A 15747-nucleotide genomic window follows, 5' to 3' on the forward strand; every position below is an offset into this window, starting at 1 on the left:
CTCCTTATCCAAGAGACAAAGACCTGGAATCAATCCAAAACTCTCTGCGGTACCACTCTCGTTGACGCTTTCCGCGCCCTCTCACGGGCTTCCAACAAAGCCCTGCGCTCTAACGGCCGCCACCGGCTCTGCTTAGCAGACGTCCCATATATCGTCCTTCAGCAGGCTGCTCCGGGAGGATTCCGCGCCGGGCCGCCTGCTGCCTTGCATCGTCCGGCAGCTCTCTGAAAAGCGGGTATCCTGCGTTACTTTTTCCCATCTGTGCATTTGTTGGGTCAATTATACTATAAATCGGGCCGTTGTCAATCGACGATTTGTAACGTGAATCATGGCAAACATGAAGATAATTAAACACCATCTTGCGCAGGGCCTTACATCGCTGTATACTTTGGGAGTACGCGCTTAATTTTTAACCTCTCCGTCACGCCTGCGGTTCATGGGCAGGCCCGTCTTCGTACAACCTCTCAGTCTGCTTCGCAGCCAGCTCCCCTTGTAGGGGAGCCTCTGGCGAAGAGATGAAGTTTTCCGCCATGCCAAGGCCTCCCCTCGATAGGGGAGGTGGCACGCCGTCAGGCGTGACGGAGGGGTTTTCCAAAAAAGAGTATAAAGGAACAAGATTATGAACCTCACAGAATGGAACGCCCGGCTCCACGGGCTGGTCATCTTCCGCGCCCTGCTGGACGATGACGTCATTGCAAAATTTGTTGACCTCACCGACCGGATGGCCGCTGCCCCCCAGAGCACGGGAGCTGTGTGCGACGCGGCTGCTTCTTTCGAAGCAGCCCTCTTCGAGCACACCACCAATTTCGGCGAATACCTTTCCGCTGCCGTCCTCGAAGCCGAGACGGTCTGTGTCCGGCAGGCAGCTGTCAGCGAAGTGCCGCCCGTCTTGCAGACTGCACTGGACAATGAGCTGGACTTCTTGCAGCAGCTGTGCAGCCTGACGCTGGACGAGCTTCTGGACGCCGCCGGTGCCGCCGACAAGCTGCCTTTCCTGCCCCGGTGGGAGACGAAGGCCATCGACCTCCACGCCGCCTACGCCCAGCGGATGAGCGAGGTGGGCAAAAAGGGCTACGGAATGTTCGCCAAGCACCACGTCTTCACGGTCGAGAACGGCCAGCTGGTGCCGGTGCGCTACCCCGACCCCCAGCGCCTCGACGAGCTGCCGGGCTACGAGCAGGAGCGGGAGAAGGTCATCGCCAACACCCGCGCCCTGCTGGCCGGGATGCCTGCCAACAATGTCCTGCTCTACGGCGACGCCGGTACGGGCAAGTCCAGCACCGTCAAGGCCATCGCCAACGAGTTCGCCGCCGACGGCCTGCGCCTCGTGGAAGTCAAGAAGAACCAGCTCTATCAGATCCCCGATTTGATGGACAAGCTGGCTGCGAACCCACTGAAGTTCATCCTCTTCATCGACGATTTGAGCTTCACGGCCAACGACGACAACTTTGCGGCCCTGAAAGCCATCCTCGAGGGCAGCGTGGGCGGCAGAGCCCGGAACATCGCCGTTTACGCTACCTCCAACCGCCGCCACCTCATCAAGGAGACCCTCTCCGACCGCACCGGCGACGACATCCACGAGGCCGACACCCGTCAGGAGCTGATGAGCCTTTCGGCCCGGTTCGGCCTCACCGTCACCTTCCAGCGGCCTGAGAAAGCCCGCTTCGAGGTCATCCTCACCGAGCTGGCCAAACAGCACGGCATCGAGATGCCCCACGACGAGCTGCTGACCAAGGCCGAAGCCTTCGCCATCCGTGCCGGAGGCCGCAGCCCCCGCGTCGCCAAGCAGTTCATCGAGCAGTGTGCCGCAGGCGTGCAGAAGTAAATAATAGGAACGATTCAAATCTTCGAGAGTTCCCTCATGGAATCCCTCCGGAGGCATTCTCTTCGGATGCCCCGGACCACAGCGCCGGGATCCTGCAAAAAATGCGAGAGTTCATACCGCGCAAAAGCGCGGTCTTCGTCTGAAACGAAAATTTTTCCCTCCGCAAAGCTCACGGTGAAGCCCCGGAATTCAAATGCAAGACCGTTGTCCGGTTCGTTGATGGTGTCGCCCCAGACAGCCCGCTTCAGGGCCGAACAAAGGCGGTATTCCTCTTCCGTGCGGAGCCAGAGTTCCGGCGTCTGGACACTGTGCTCCAGCAGGAACAGGTTGGTAAAATCCCTTACAAAGCCCGTTTCTTTGGCCTCGATGGGCCGATTCAGCTGCTTCCATTCCCGGATGTCGAAGCGGTAATAAAAATTTCCTTCCGTCCCTCTCCGGGGGCTGACCTCTGTGATAGCGCTCCGGCGGACGGCGCTGCATTTCGTGACTTCGCCGTAGTACCGGACACCTGCCTGTGCGCCGAACACATACTGCGACTGGTAAAGGGCCACATAGCGGATAGGAAAATCACTGTCTTGCAGGCGCTCTGCCGGGATGTAATAAAAGCAGTGCTTCCGGCAAATCTCCAGCTGCTGCGGGCTGCGCATAGTACCCACCAGTACATCCCGCACGGCCCAGTCCACTGCTTTCAGCTTCGCTTCCAGTTTCTCCATCTCGCCCGCCCCCTGCTGTGCTTTATTTTATTGTACCGTCTTTTCTGCCGGGAGGCAAGATGCAGATAAACAAAAAAATCCGTTGTCATATGACAACGGATTTTTGAGTGGAGAATTAGGGACTCGAACCCCAGACCCCCTGCGTGTGATGCATGACGACTTTTTGATTTTTATGACGTCAATTCGTTAAACAGGCTCAATTTGCTACAGATCTGCTACAAACGGCATTTTTTCGACTTGCATCAGTAACCTGTTTTTTATATTCTCATTGGCCAAACTTTCAACTCCTATACTCTCCCCTCGCCAAAAAAGTCTCAAATGTTTTGTGTGGTTTGATGATAGTATTTTCAGTTGACGTATGATACACTGAATTTTAAGGAGTTATTCAGTTGTACTGTGACTACTTATCTAAGCATTTTTACGGACACCAAATCTTGCATACAAAAATGCGAAATCTGCTTTGAAATGGGTATTTGCTTATGTTTAAAATCAACAATCTGGCAAATCAGACAAGTCACATCGTCACCGAACAGAAGGGTATCTTCTCCATTGTTGAGCACAATGTCGATTTCTCCGTAGCGCCTTGCAATGCAATGGAAGAATACTATATGAGCCAGATGAATGTCAAACGGAAACAGGCCATTGCCAATCTCAACGGAAAAGTGGGGCTTGTTCTCCAAGCGGGCGCAATGCAGTACATTGTTGGCAACGTGCAAGCAACCACCGGATTGAAGGGTGTTGGCGACTTCTTAGGCAAAATGGTAAAAAGTTCCGTCACAAAAGAAAGCGCAATCAAGCCGGAGTACGTCGGAACGGGTGTGCTCGTGACCGAACCCACCTATAAATATCTTCTAACCGAAAATGTCGCTGACTGGACAGACGGTCTTGTAATGGAAGACGGCATGTTCCTGGCCTGTGAATCCACTGTCAAGCACGAGATTCAAGCACGCTCCTCGCTTTCTTCTGCAGCACTCGGAAATGAAGGGCTCTTCAATCTACGGCTTGCTGGCAATGGTGTATGTGTACTGGAAAGCAATGTTCCCCGTTCGGAAATCGTAGAAATCGACCTTCAAGACGACGTTTTAAAAATTGATGGCAGCTTTGCGATTTGCTGGTCCGGCAGTCTCAGCTTTACGGTTGAACGTTCCGGAAAAACCTTGCTTGGTTCTGCCGCATCCGGTGAGGGTCTGGTAAATGTTTATAAGGGAACTGGCAAAGTATGGCTTGCTCCATTAACGCCTTCTCAATCACTGGTTAGCGCAACGCATGCAAAAAATGCAAAGTAATTGACCACCTGTTCTTATCGCTTTCACTGTTTTACTTCTTTACAGCATCATCTTTGCAAAAAGCTCTTGGCCTTTAATATAGAGGCCAAGAGCTTTTTGCTTGCCGCTGAACTTCTGCTTCAAAGGCCGTGTTCAGCTTAATTTTCAATCATCTACACTTTGCGTTTCAGATAATTCTTCCCAGTCTTCTGGATTTCCGCATCTACGGAGATACTCATGCCCGCCATCGACTGCACACGATCCGCAAGAACAAAATTTGAAATCATGCACAGAGCAGCTTTCAATAACGTCCCTGCACTTTTTACACCGGATCATATTTCTCACTATTTTCATCATGCACGTCACCCGCAGTCAATTATCGGCGCTCACATCATTTTTTGAGCCGCAAATAATATTTTTCAAGGCTCTTATCGCAGACATCCACAATATGCAGCCAATCTTCCCGTGTGAGCTTGCGGAAGATGATCGGGTTCACCTCGATGGTCTCCACGTCCTTGCAGCGCATCAGGAATCGCATATCCTCAAAGCGCTTGAAGGGATTGGAGAGGATGTTCTTCTCCACATCCTTCCGGGTATAGCCACCCTTCTGATAAATGCTGGTGGATTTCTCTGCGATCATCCCGTGCGCCTTGCGGTCCTCGTAGAAGTCGATGAAGTAGCCCACCACGTCCGGCAGAGCGACTCTGCCGCTGGTGTCCATATACTCATAGATTGCTTTGAGCAGCACTGGCTTGTAGAAGTAGCTCATGTCCATCGTTTCAATAAACTTCATGAACTTGTCCGCCATATTCTGCGGCGTAATGAGATCCCAGCCATACTGTTTCGCAATGTTGCGGATGCTTTCCTCCCGGAAATAGTGGAACATCCGCTTATCACCAAAGGGAATCGAAAGGTCCGGTTTGACTTTTCCGTCCTTGATGTAGCGCTCCACCGTCTCGGACTGCACATCCACCATCCGGACGAACTCGATCTGCGAGATCATATCCTTGACGCTGTTCTGCCAGTTGAAAAGGTCAATGATCTCATAGTCCGACACATCGATTGGCACATCCAGCCATGCCTCCGGCTTTTCACCCTGAAACAGCATATCCTGATCCAGCTTGCGCTTGTTCTCCGGTGCCAACACATACGCCATGGGCTGATATTTTGCAATTTCGGCTGCATGGTCTACGCTGGCACAAAAGATCACGGTCTTTTTGCCGTTGACGTACTTTAAATATGTATCAACGATCAACTGATTCCGTTCCGGGATAAACAGCTTGCTTTCCAGATCCTGCGAATTGTATTTGATGCCGTTGATCCGCACATCGGTCAGGTCGATGTTGGTCTTGACCCGGATGCAGCGAATCGGCACCAGAATACCACGCTCTACAGCAGTTTTGAGATTCATTTTGTGGGCAACGTTCTGGAACAGTTCCAGCATATCTTCGCCATCGCTGCGTTCCGGGGTAGCGGTCAAACCCAAAATAAACTTCGGGTGGAAGTAGGTGAAAATCTTCTGGTAGGTGTTGGCTGCCGCATGGTGACATTCGTCCACGATCAGGTAGTCAAAATCTGTAGGCGAGAACTTTTCCAGATCCTTGGAGATGCTCTGTACCATTGCAAAAATGACCGTTTGGGTCATATCCTTCTGGCTTCCGGTGTACTCTCCCAAAGTCGCTTCCGGCCAGACCTTAGCAAAGGTCTCTTTTGCCTGAGATGCCAACTTCAGGGCGTTGACCAGAAACAGCGTACGTCCGCCCATTGCCTTGGCATCCGTTGCTGCCGTGATGGTTTTTCCTACGCCGGTTGCATGGTACAACAACGCAATGGTCTTGCCGTCCTCTCGCATTTTCTGCAGGTTCTCGGTAGCCTCCTGCTGGTAATCCCGAAGCTCGATGGTCTGCCCCATCTGAACCGGCAGGTCCGCTTCAAACGCCTTGAACATGGGGCTGGTGCCCAGAAGCGTAATCAGCTCGTCTTTGACCTTTTCCGGTTGCTTTTCCAGCTGGCTGTAGATCCAACGGTATACTTTCCAGTTGTCATAGATCAGGCTGTTCTGTTTCAGGAGGTCATCAGCGTATTTGTTTTCGGACACCTTGCTAGGGTTGTGGTAGGTCTCACCGTCAATCTCGATTGCAATTTTGGATTCAGGAGATTCCAGCGCAAAGTCGATATAGCGATGCCGTCCATAGATGTCCACGCAGGGGTACTGGACCTGCAAATTTTCGGTTTTCTCAGGCCCAAAAGCCTCACAGAAGAGCTGCACAAACAGCTCCTCCGCACGGCTGTTGACACTGGTTGCTTTCATTGGCTCCATGATGGCCTCCTAAAACGATATTCCTCATTAAGATTTATAATTTTATTGTATCATACGCAAAAAGCTCTGTATAGTTTGTTTCTTTGGCAAGGTTTTCTGTCCTTGTTTCTTAATTCTATACCTTTATAAGAGAACTCATTGATTTTTTATTTGACTGACGTTTCCAAAAAGATAACCATAATTTTTTCCTCGAAAGACTTAACTCTACTGCATCCATGGGCTTCTACTAAGCGAAAACACTTACAGTTGGAAGTGAAAGCGGGGTTTTACCATGGAATATACCGCCAGCACCGCGCCAGCCAGCCGGCCGCTGCCACCAAGCACCGCAACGAGCTTCTGGTGGATGCCGAGAGCTTCGCCTACATCTTTGCCAGCCCTAACGGTGAGCACCAGCAGGACCCGCTGGCCAAGGTCAAGACCGCCATGTTGCTGATCCAGAAGGACAGCGAAGCACGCGGCTATGCACCCTTCATCATGCGGCCCTCTCCTCTGTTCACCCACGGGTATTTCCTGCTCAACAGCGCCGATGCCGCCGCAGTCAACCGCATCTGTACCGGTGCTGCCGCCCTGCAGGATGAGGCCGCCGGAGTCTACGACGTAGATCTTGCCCGCCTGTGGAGCAGCCGCTGGCAGAACGATTTTTCCTTTCCGCAGTTCAAGTACCTGCTGTACACCCACAGCGACAAGCTGCCGCTGAATGCCCAGCTGCACCTGACCCCCGCCATGCAGCTGACGCTGGAGTGGCATGCCAATGCGGATGCCCGTTTTTCCGTTCTGCTGCGCGCCCTGAAGGAGATCTTCTTCGAGGCTGCCCGCAGTGGCCAGTATCTCTACGATCGGGATGCCGCCGCCCGGCTGGCGCAGGCCACAGGCCTGAGCAGCACCCGTGCCACCAGTGCAGTGCGCGTAGTGCTGGCGGCTGTGCAGTCCTGGCAGCAGCATTCGTCCCGCCTGCAGCGCACCCGTGTGCTGCGCCGTGGCACCACGCAGGAAGGCGCAGAGTACAGCGTCGTGGACCCGTTCATCAGCGAGTTTTTCCACTGGCTGGAGCAGAGCTTTGCTGTTCTGCACAGCGGCGAGACCTGCCGCTATCTGCCGGTGAACGATTCTGTGCAGGGCAGCGAGCGTCTGACCCCGGCTCTGGGCGTTCTGGAAGAGCTGGACCTGCTCCACTTTGCCCTTCTGGGAGGCTCCAACAGCCGCCTGTACCTCTACGTCAACCAGACCCAGACCCTGGAGCTGGCTGACCGCGGGTTCTACCGCAACCACCTGCCGGAGCGCATTGCCCAGCGCCACACCGATGCTGTGCGGCTGATGAGCTGGCTGTTTACCAGCGGCTTTTCCAGCGAGCAGCTCTGGGACCGCATCGAGGAATACTTTCTCGGCCTGCCCATTCAGGGCTTTGACGCCCCTTCTGCCGAATCGAGGTGATCTTTATGCCTTATCTTTTCTGCTCCATCCGCGCTTCTCCGGTGTATAGTTCTTTTCTTTTGACTCAATGTGTGGTATAGTAAAACTACACCCCGCAAGGGGACGGAAACGTATCGTCAGGCTGTGCGTCAACAATCAGTGCGATTGCAATTTATCCCCGCAAGGGGACGGAAACTTCCAGAACAGCTGCGACAGTCTTAATCTCTTTCATTGCAATTTATCCCCGCAAGGGGACGGAAACCGCGGGAGTGAAATCTCCATTTCAGAACCATGCAAATTGCAATTTATCCCCGCAAGGGGACAAAAAAGCACCTCTGCCACTGGCGTTTGCCAGCAGCGGAGGTGCTTTGCTTTTTCTTATATTCTATTTTACAGGTTGGGAACTGCGCCTGCCGGAATCGTCTTTGTGACAGGCAGCGCCTTGACGCCTTGCGGGACGTTCCGCTTCAAGGGGCGGATCTCATGCAGGTAGGCGGCGATCTTTTGCAGGGTCTCTTTAATGTGCTCTGTATCCAGCGGCAGAACGCGCTCGCTCTGTAAGCCTAGGTCGCTGGCGCTGGCGTGATTGATCTGGTTGCGGTACTGCATCACGCGCTGATAGAGCAGGGCAGCCTGCTCCAGCTGCGGGCGGATGGCAGGGTCGATGACCAGCTGCCCAGAGGCAAGCACCATATCCAGATAGTCGTGCATTTCTGCATCATTTGCTACGCCGAACAGCATATTTCCTTCTGCATCGTCCCGGCTTAGGGTCAGGCGCAGGTCTGTTGTATAGGGATATTCCTTCTGCATCAAAGTCAGGCGGCAGAAATGGAAGTGGAACAGCGGGTACACCCACGGCTTGCCCTTGTTCTGCATCTGCGCTGCCAGATACTCCCAGCCTTTGGGGGTGGGCTGCACAAAAATATGCTGGCAGACATATTCCGGCATCTGCTCGCACAGCAGGGTCAGCGCCTGCTGGTACATCCCGTGGCCGGCGCACCAGCTCACCAGTGCAGGCAGCGCCTTTTCGCCGGAGGAAAGCAGCTCTGCAAACTCGGTACTGAAACGGTCTTTCAGCAGCCGGAAGAACAGGTCGGTCAGGTTCTGGCTCTTCTTGGGCGTCTTTTTCAGCGCCTGATCGATCTGGTTCAAATCGTCGTTCAATTTCTGCACCCGGCACAGCGCCAGATCTTCCGAGAACTGGTTGATACGGGTCAGCAGCGTGTGCAGCACCGGGTCTTTTTCGCCCTCGCTCCACAGATAGCGCTTCAGTTTTTGCGCGGTACCGGTGGAGAAGAACTCGTCCATGGCGGTAACAAAGTCGAACAGATCATACAGCTGGGTGCGGTCATGCGCGACAGGCTCTTCCCCGCGCAGCTCCGCATAGATCACCCGGCGGGTCTCCACTTTGCGCAGGTCCCGCATACAGCGGGCAGCGGTCACCAGCAGCATGGCAGTGTCCCGCATGCCACCGGAAAGGTCGATGGAAAGGGTGTCCCCTTCGTTGATCTTTTCCAGCAGCTGCGAGATGGCCTGAAACTGCTTTTTCTCGTCATCCATGCTGTCCGGCACTTCGATCACCACCAGCCGTTCTTCCGGGATGCCCACCCTGCGCAACGCATCGCGGAAATATTCCAGCGTGGTGCAGGTGCTGCCGTCCGGCATTTCCACCACAGCTTTTTTGCGCACCGTCTCGCTGCACAGTGCCAGAATGCAGTCCGGGGTCTCCTTTTCCTTTATCAGGTACCGCACCGCGCCCTCGTTGGTCTGGGTCTTGTAGTTCGGGTTTTTCGGGCTCATATATAAAAGTAAAACATCGCGTCCCATCTTATCCATCCTCCTGTTCCGTTTTCATCTGCACCAGTTTTTGCTGCCATGTTTTGCGCCGCTGCGACACCGCCGCCCGGCTCACACCAAGAAATTCTGCCACGGTCTTATCCTGCGCCGGGTTGCGCTCCGAGTCCAGCAGGGCGTGGAGCGCGGCGCATTCCAGCGCTTTGGGTGCATAGGGCGGCTGAACTGTAAACTCCACATACCGGTGCAGCAGCAGGATATCCCACAGACAGTTATCCTGTTCCAGCGGGCGCAGGTCATCGCAGTTTGCCAGCCGCGCGGGCGCATCCTCTGCCGGAGGCAGCGCGTCATTGTTGCGCAGAAAGCCCATCAGCACGCTGCTCCACAACGGGCCAGCTGTCTTGCCGTATTTTTCCTTCTGCTGCAGGTTCATCAGCCCTATGCCGCGGTGCAGCCATGCCAGCATTTCACTGCTCTGCTCCACCTTTTCTTCCACGCTTTTTTCTTGGGAAACCACCCGGTCACCCAGCGCCGAATCCTCTCCTCCAGTGTCGTCCAGACTGAGCACCGACTGCTTATTGCGCAGTGCTTTCCGCAGGGTCTTTACGCCGACCCCGACAATATCGGCGATCACCTGTTCTTTTTCCGGGTCACGGCAGAGCACACTCTCTGTAATTCCGTTCTTTTCCATGTACTCCAGCGCTTTTTTGATCTTGCGGTTCGTCTCGCGTCCGAAGCCCGTCACTGCCATTTCTTCCTGCTGCTGGTCGTGTGCCTGTGCATGACGGACAGCGGTGCGCAGATACATACTGAAGGTCTGCCCCGGCTTTGCTTCCCAAAAATCAAACGCATCCAGAAACGCCTTGCAGAAATCCACGCTGTTCCATGCTTCCTCTCCCCTTCCGGGAGCCTGTGCGGTCAGAAAGCATTCCGCCCAGAATGTGCGGAACCGTTCATCATTGGCATCGTGCAGCTTTTTGCGCTGTTCCGGAGGCAGCTGCAGCAGTGGCGAAGCATCAATGTCCGCCCATGTTTTCACGTCATTCATCGCTGCTCAGTCCTCCCGGTGTTCGTTCATCCAGATCAGCTGATGGAACACTTGTTCGGCGGTCTTGCTGTCACGCATGGTACCTACCAGCCCGGCAAGCTGATACAGCGCTGCCATATCGTAAAGCCGCGCGCTGAGCACCTGCCCGTTTTCCCGCTTGACCTCGCCATAATACACACCGCCTACTTCCAGCTCCGTATGGGTAGCTTCGGCGCAGGTCAATGCCGTCAACGTGACCACCGGGATGCTCTTGGAGCCGTAGGTGATACAGGCATACACCCGGGTGACCTGCGGCAGGGCATCCACCAGATCCCGGCACAGGCCGATCAGCGTTTCCGGGCGCTGATCCTCGGGCAGGTGGAGCTGGTGCACCTGATCTTCTGCAATGCCCAGCTGCGCCAGCTCTTCCAACAAGCGCTGATAATTGCGGGCGGTATCGGCATTTTCCTGCCGGATGGCCAGCAGCTGCACCGTGTCCCCGGGTTCAAGGGTATCCCGCATCACCTGCACGATGGGAAAGCAGGTGGCCGTGGGCGGGGCTGCATGATCCCGCTGGTACAGCATGGGGTCCAGCTTTCCCTGCAAAGGTACGGTGGTGATATAAGTCTTTAGCACAGGGCAACACTCCTTTTTATAAGATCCATTATCTGCATCATACCATAAAAAGGCCGCTGCTACAATGGTTTAAAAAATTTATGCGGATTTATTTTTTTACGCCTTAACTGCACCCTTGCCATGGGCTTCTGGTAGGTGAAAGGAGGTGAAAAACATGTTTGAGCTGATCTCTACTCTGGGCTGTGCCGCAGCCGGTGCCGTCGCAGGCGCCGTGAAGGGTGCCTCCATCGGCATCGCCGTGGGCGGCCCTGTCGGTGCCATTGCCGGCACCATCCCCTTCGCCATCGTTGGCGGCGTTACCGGCGCTCTGGCCGGCAACAACGTTGGCCACCGCATCGACAAGCGGTGAGCCCCGCGCCAGCACTCCCGTCCGTTTTGTGCGGACGGGAGCCTTTTTTAAAGAACCGGGAGGTACACGCTATGTTCATCAACTTTTCCAACCACCCCTACGCCCAGTGGAGCGCCGAGCAAACGGCTGCGGCACAGCGCTACGGCACGGTGGTCGATCTTGCCTTTCCCGCCATCGACCCCGCCGCCGACGAGGCCGCACTGGACTCCCTTGCCGCGGTATACGCCGACCACATCCTGCACCTTAACCCGGACGCCGTGCTTTGTCAGGGCGAGTGCACCTTTGTGTACCGGGTAGTCCAGCGTCTGGAAGCCGCGGGCATCCCCACGCTGGCCGCCTGCTCCCGCCGCAAGAGTCAGGAGACCACCTACCCGGACGGCAGCACCCTGAAGCGCAGCATTTTTGTGTTTGCCGGGTTCCGGCGATATGGCCCGATGCCCTGAAGTCAACAGTTCGGGGTGCGAACCTCCTTTTCTACCGCCTAGTTTTCCCCAATCTGGCACAGGGTTCGCACCACCAATTTCCAACTTTTTATTCGGAAATATCTTTTATTTTTGCAGTCAATGTGCTATATTTATCTTGTGATTGCAGAACACGCCTTAAAAAACGCAGGAAAAGAGTTTCTTTTTGGGGCAGTTCTGCTATTGCAGCTTATCCCCGCAAGGGGACGATAACTTGTAAGCAGTCAGCTTGCCGCTTTCGTTCACGGATTGCAGCTTATCCCCGCAAGGGGACGATAACCTTCGTCTTTGCCATAAAATCAACTCCTTCTGCGATTGCAGCTTATCCCCGCAAGGGGACGATAACCTCTGATTTTCGGTAAGTCTTTAATAACCATAATGATTGCAGCTTATCCCCGCAAGGGGACGATAACCTTGATTAAATGCGGCTTTCGCCCACTTGCACAGATTGCAGCTTATCCCCGCAAGGGGACGATAACTCCCCGGTGCAGCCCCGGCGGATGGTCGGCAGAATATTGCAGCTTATCCCCGCAAGGGGACGGAAACATTTTCATCTCTTCGCCGTTTACAATGTCAATGATTGCAATTTATCCCCGCAAGGGGACGATAACATTGGATTCGCTGGAACTGATCCAGATAATAAAATTGCAGCTTATCCCCGCAAGGGGACGATAACAAGGTCGGGTCGATGTACAGGCCGTCCGACCGCATTGCAGCTTATCCCCGCAAGGGGACGATAACAACTGGTTCACGCTGCCGCAGTAATAGGCCGGAATTGCAGCTTATCCCCGCAAGGGGGCAAAAAACTCCGCATCAAAAGATGCGGAGTTTTTCTTTTACAAAACTTAACTCTTTGGTTTCCGTGGGCTGTCCCTCTATGAACGGAACGATTGCAGCTGCTGTGATATTTTCTCTGCTGCGGCTTTTGCATAGCGACAAAATGTGTTATAATAAAGCCAATTCCAAGCATCTCTTACAAAATTGACAAACGCGTTTTCCGTTTATTGTGCAATTCTTCCACAACCCGTAAAGGAGATGGTATTTTGAACGTTCTCACCCTGCAGTCCACCTATGGCGGGCTGCTGCACGACACCGGTAAAGCGGTGTACCGTGCCGGTGGGCAGCGCGGCAGCCACAGTGAACAGGGCTACCAGTTTTTGCACGGCGTTTTGCCCGGTGCAGGCTGGGCACCGGCGCTGGACTGTGTGCGCTACCACCACTCCGCCGCGCTGCGCGGTGCAGCAAAGGCGCTGCCAGCCGATTCCCCGGCCTATATCGTTTATCTGGCAGATGATCTTTCTGCCGCCGCAGACCGCCGGGAGGTCGAAGGCGAAAGCAGTTCCTTCCGGCGGGATCTTCCGCTGGACTCGGTGTTCACCCACCTGAATGGTTCCCACCCCGGCTGGATGATGCCTGCGCAGCCGCAGGACGGCAGCCTGAAGCTGCCACGGCAGCAGCAGCCGCTTTCCGCTTCCGTCTATGCAGATGCTGTACGCAAGTTGAAGGAGTGCCTGCCGGATCTGCAGCCGCAGCCGGAGTGGATCAACTCGCTGCTGGGTCTGCTGGAAACGCAGTTCAGCTGTTTTCCGTCCAGCACCTTTACCGGCGAAAGCCCGGATGTTTCTCTGTTTGACCACGCCAAGACCACCGCAGCCATTGCGGCGTGCATCAGCGAATATGTGCAGGCAAACAACATCACCGACCTGCGCAAAGCGCTTTTTGAGCAGGAGAAGGATTTTTGTCAGAAGGACGTTTTTCTGCTTTATACCGCCGATTTTTCCCGCATCCAGAAGTTTCTTTATACCGTCCATACCGAAAACGCCCTGCGCTCCCTGCGCAGCCGGTCGTTCTTTCTGGAGCTGCTCATGGAGCACTATCTGGACGAGCTTCTGGCCGGGTGCGGCGTGTCCCGCGCCAACTTGATCTACAGCGGCGGCGGGCACTGCTATGTGCTGCTGCCCAACACTGCCGCTGTGGCCGATACCCTGACCCGGTGGAACTGGCAGTTCAACCGCTGGCTGCAACAGCAGTTCGGCACCCAGCTGTTTCTGGCCAACGCATGGACGCCCTGCTCCGGCAACGACCTGACCAATACCCCGGCTGAAAAAAGCCCCTACAAAGAGCTGTTCCGCCGGGTGAACCGTCTGCTGGAGCAGCACAAGTTCCACCGCTATACCGCAGAGGATCTGCGACAGCTGAACAGTATCGCCGCTTACCCGGATGGCCGGGAATGCAAGGTGTGCGGCACCAGTGCCAACCTGAAGGATGATCTCTGCCCTTGGTGCAAACTGTTCGTAGATCTTTCCATTAAGATCCAGAACACGCGCGTTCTGGTAGTAAGCCGTCAGCCCTCGGCTGCCGATGACTGCACGCTGCCTGCACTGGACGGCGGCAGTGAATATCTGTCCCTGACGGATCCGCTCTCTGCCCGCAAACGGCTGGCTTCCGGCGAGCCCGTCGCGCGTGTATATACCAAAAATGCACCGTTCACCGGCCTTACTTACAGCACCAACCTGTATGTTGGCGATTACGCCGCCAGCAACAGCATGGAAGAACTGGCAGAGCAGTCCGAGGGCGTGCGCCGCATTGCGGTCTGCCGCATGGATGTGGACAACCTCGGGCACGCCTTCATCTCCGGTTTTGAACAGGAAAACGAGAAAGACCCGGTCAAACGGATGCACTATGTTACCCTGTCCCGCACCTCAGCGTTCTCCCGGCAGATGTCACTGTTTTTCAAGTGCTACATCAACGGCATTCTCGAAGGGCTGCAAGTGAGCATTGTTTATGCCGGCGGTGATGATGTGTTCCTTGTGGGCTCATGGAACGATGTTCTGGAAGCAGCACAGCGCATCCAGCGTAATTTCACCGCATTCTCCTGCGGTGCACTGACCCTCAGCGCAGGCATCGGCATCTTTGATGACCATTACCCCATCCGGCTTTCCGCCGAGGAAACTGCCGCGCTGGAAGAATCCGCCAAGCATCTGCCCGGCAAAAATGCAGTGGCACTGTTCACGCCGGAGCGCAAAGCAGTCCGGGATGCAAAGGGCAATCTGCTGGTGCAGCCGGAGCAGGGACATATCTATGCGTGGGATGTATTCCGCACAAAGGTCCTGACCGAAAAGGTCGGCTGCCTGCAAAGCTTCTTCGGCAAGGATAACGCCGAGCATGGAAACGCCATGCTCTACAACCTGCTGGCACTGCTGCGGGAAGCCGAAAACGACCGCATCAACCTCGCACGGTACGCTTACCTGCTGGCGCGGCTTTCCCCAAAAAAGAATGCACCGGATTATAAACTTTACGAGCAATTCTCTCACAACATGATGGATTGGGCATTGGATGCCGTACAGCGTCACCAGCTCATCACCGCAATTTATATTTATGTCTATCAGAACAGAAAGGGTGGCGACACAGATGGCAGGATGGAATGATAATGGCCGCAGCTATGGCGGCGGTGGCTATAACAACAGCCGAAGCGGATATAGCAACAGCTACAACGGAAACCGCAGCGGTTCCGGCAGCTATAACAACCGCAGCAGCTATGGACAGCAGAAAGAGCTGCCGCCGGAGATCACGCCGAAAAAGGTGCCGGAAGATTATGTAGACGAAGCCGAGCGTATTATGCGCAGCCTCATGAGCGGCGGTAAGACCGTGACCACCAGCAAGATCCGCAACCTGTTGAGCCTTGTGACGGATATCTATAACGAGGAAAACATCCGCACCGAGGAGAAGCTTCTGCCCGAAAGCATCGTGAAGCTCAACCTGATGCGGGTCCGGGTGGCTTATGAGTGCGGGCGCGATGATACCGTAAAAAGCTTTGTGGCGCAGACGAACCTGCTGGAATACCTCAAGGGCATTTCCACCGACCGTGCGGACCTGATCCGCTTTGCACACTACATGGAAGCGCTGGTCGCTTTCCACCGCTACTTCGGCGGCAAGGAGGGGTAATC

The 15747-nt window shown here is 54.9% G+C and carries 12 protein-coding genes and 1 CRISPR repeat array; of the genes, 7 read left to right on the forward strand and 5 right to left on the reverse strand.

The genetic code is table 11. The features are described from left to right. The first annotated feature begins 619 nt into the window (after positions 1-619). On the forward strand, positions 620-1825 hold the full coding sequence (locus tag J3349_RS08155) for an ATP-binding protein (RefSeq protein ID WP_158395130.1): 1206 nt from the start codon (positions 620-622) through the stop codon (positions 1823-1825). Between the two features lie 14 nt (positions 1826-1839). Here the strand turns inward: J3349_RS08155 and J3349_RS08160 are convergent, their stop codons facing one another. After that, complete coding sequence (locus tag J3349_RS08160) at positions 1840-2538, reverse strand: hypothetical protein (protein ID WP_207677058.1); 699 nt, start codon at positions 2536-2538, stop codon at positions 1840-1842. 479 nt (positions 2539-3017) lie between these two features. Between J3349_RS08160 and J3349_RS08165 the strand changes: the two genes are divergently transcribed. Next, positions 3018-3824, forward strand: coding sequence for an AIM24 family protein (locus J3349_RS08165; protein WP_207677059.1), 807 nt, complete (start codon positions 3018-3020; stop codon positions 3822-3824). Between the two features lie 370 nt (positions 3825-4194). On the opposite strand, the gene J3349_RS08170 is transcribed toward J3349_RS08165, so the two are convergent. Beyond that, positions 4195-6123, reverse strand: coding sequence for a DEAD/DEAH box helicase family protein (locus J3349_RS08170; protein WP_207677060.1), 1929 nt, complete (start codon positions 6121-6123; stop codon positions 4195-4197). A 246-nt stretch (positions 6124-6369) separates the two neighbouring features. Here J3349_RS08170 and J3349_RS08175 point away from each other — a divergent pair, with 246 nt between their 5' ends. Next, positions 6370-7554, forward strand: coding sequence for a hypothetical protein (locus J3349_RS08175; RefSeq protein ID WP_207677061.1), 1185 nt, complete (start codon positions 6370-6372; stop codon positions 7552-7554). Between the two features lie 369 nt (positions 7555-7923). On the opposite strand, the gene J3349_RS08180 is transcribed toward J3349_RS08175, so the two are convergent. From J3349_RS08180 to J3349_RS08190, 3 genes are read right to left on the reverse strand one after another with little or no spacing between them, the layout of a single operon-like run. After that, entirely contained in the window at positions 7924-9333 is a 1410-nt protein-coding gene (locus J3349_RS08180; protein WP_207677062.1) for a TM1812 family CRISPR-associated protein, read from the reverse strand. Between the two features lie 28 nt (positions 9334-9361). After that, positions 9362-10375, reverse strand: coding sequence for a hypothetical protein (locus J3349_RS08185; RefSeq protein ID WP_207677063.1), 1014 nt, complete (start codon positions 10373-10375; stop codon positions 9362-9364). Positions 10376-10381: 6 nt separating this feature from the next. Further along, positions 10382-10990, reverse strand: coding sequence for a TM1812 family CRISPR-associated protein (locus J3349_RS08190; RefSeq protein WP_207677064.1), 609 nt, complete (start codon positions 10988-10990; stop codon positions 10382-10384). Between the two features lie 154 nt (positions 10991-11144). Between J3349_RS08190 and J3349_RS08195 the strand changes: the two genes are divergently transcribed. From J3349_RS08195 to csm2, 4 genes are all read left to right on the forward strand, one after another. After that, complete coding sequence (locus tag J3349_RS08195) at positions 11145-11339, forward strand: hypothetical protein (RefSeq protein ID WP_207677065.1); 195 nt, start codon at positions 11145-11147, stop codon at positions 11337-11339. Positions 11340-11410: 71 nt separating this feature from the next. Continuing rightward, entirely contained in the window at positions 11411-11782 is a 372-nt protein-coding gene (locus J3349_RS08200; protein WP_207677066.1) for a hypothetical protein, read from the forward strand. A 200-nt stretch (positions 11783-11982) separates the two neighbouring features. Continuing rightward, a CRISPR array of direct repeats spans positions 11983-12606; the repeat unit is 32 nt; unit sequence ATTGCAGCTTATCCCCGCAAGGGGACGATAAC. Positions 12607-12843: 237 nt separating this feature from the next. Then, a complete protein-coding gene (gene cas10 / locus J3349_RS08205) occupies positions 12844-15228 on the forward strand; it encodes a type III-A CRISPR-associated protein Cas10/Csm1 (RefSeq protein ID WP_207677067.1) in 2385 nt (794 codons plus the stop codon). Continuing rightward, positions 15212-15745: a type III-A CRISPR-associated protein Csm2 gene (gene csm2 / locus J3349_RS08210; RefSeq protein WP_207677068.1), complete on the forward strand. Its 534-nt coding sequence runs from the start codon at positions 15212-15214 to the stop codon at positions 15743-15745. The genes cas10 and csm2 overlap by 17 nt, the downstream gene beginning before the upstream one ends. Positions 15746-15747 lie beyond the last annotated feature (2 nt).

Origin of the sequence: Faecalibacterium sp. Marseille-P9590, assembly GCF_017377665.1 — a bacterium.
Classification (GTDB): Bacteria; Bacillota; Clostridia; order Oscillospirales; family Ruminococcaceae; genus Faecalibacterium.

Bases quoted from the DNA above. Each gene is read 5' to 3' on its own strand.
- J3349_RS08155 (WP_158395130.1), top strand. From the start codon at position 620: ATGAACCTCACAGAATGGAACGCCCGGCTCCACGGGCTGGTCATCTTC.
- J3349_RS08160 (WP_207677058.1), bottom strand. From the start codon at position 2,538: ATGGAGAAACTGGAAGCGAAGCTGAAAGCAGTGGACTGGGCCGTGCGG.
- J3349_RS08165 (WP_207677059.1), top strand. From the start codon at position 3,018: ATGTTTAAAATCAACAATCTGGCAAATCAGACAAGTCACATCGTCACC.
- J3349_RS08170 (WP_207677060.1), bottom strand. From the start codon at position 6,123: ATGGAGCCAATGAAAGCAACCAGTGTCAACAGCCGTGCGGAGGAGCTG.
- J3349_RS08180 (WP_207677062.1), bottom strand. From the start codon at position 9,333: ATGAGCCCGAAAAACCCGAACTACAAGACCCAGACCAACGAGGGCGCG.
- J3349_RS08185 (WP_207677063.1), bottom strand. From the start codon at position 10,375: ATGAATGACGTGAAAACATGGGCGGACATTGATGCTTCGCCACTGCTG.
- J3349_RS08195 (WP_207677065.1), top strand. From the start codon at position 11,145: ATGTTTGAGCTGATCTCTACTCTGGGCTGTGCCGCAGCCGGTGCCGTC.
- J3349_RS08200 (WP_207677066.1), top strand. From the start codon at position 11,411: ATGTTCATCAACTTTTCCAACCACCCCTACGCCCAGTGGAGCGCCGAG.
- csm2 (WP_207677068.1), top strand. From the start codon at position 15,212: ATGGCAGGATGGAATGATAATGGCCGCAGCTATGGCGGCGGTGGCTAT.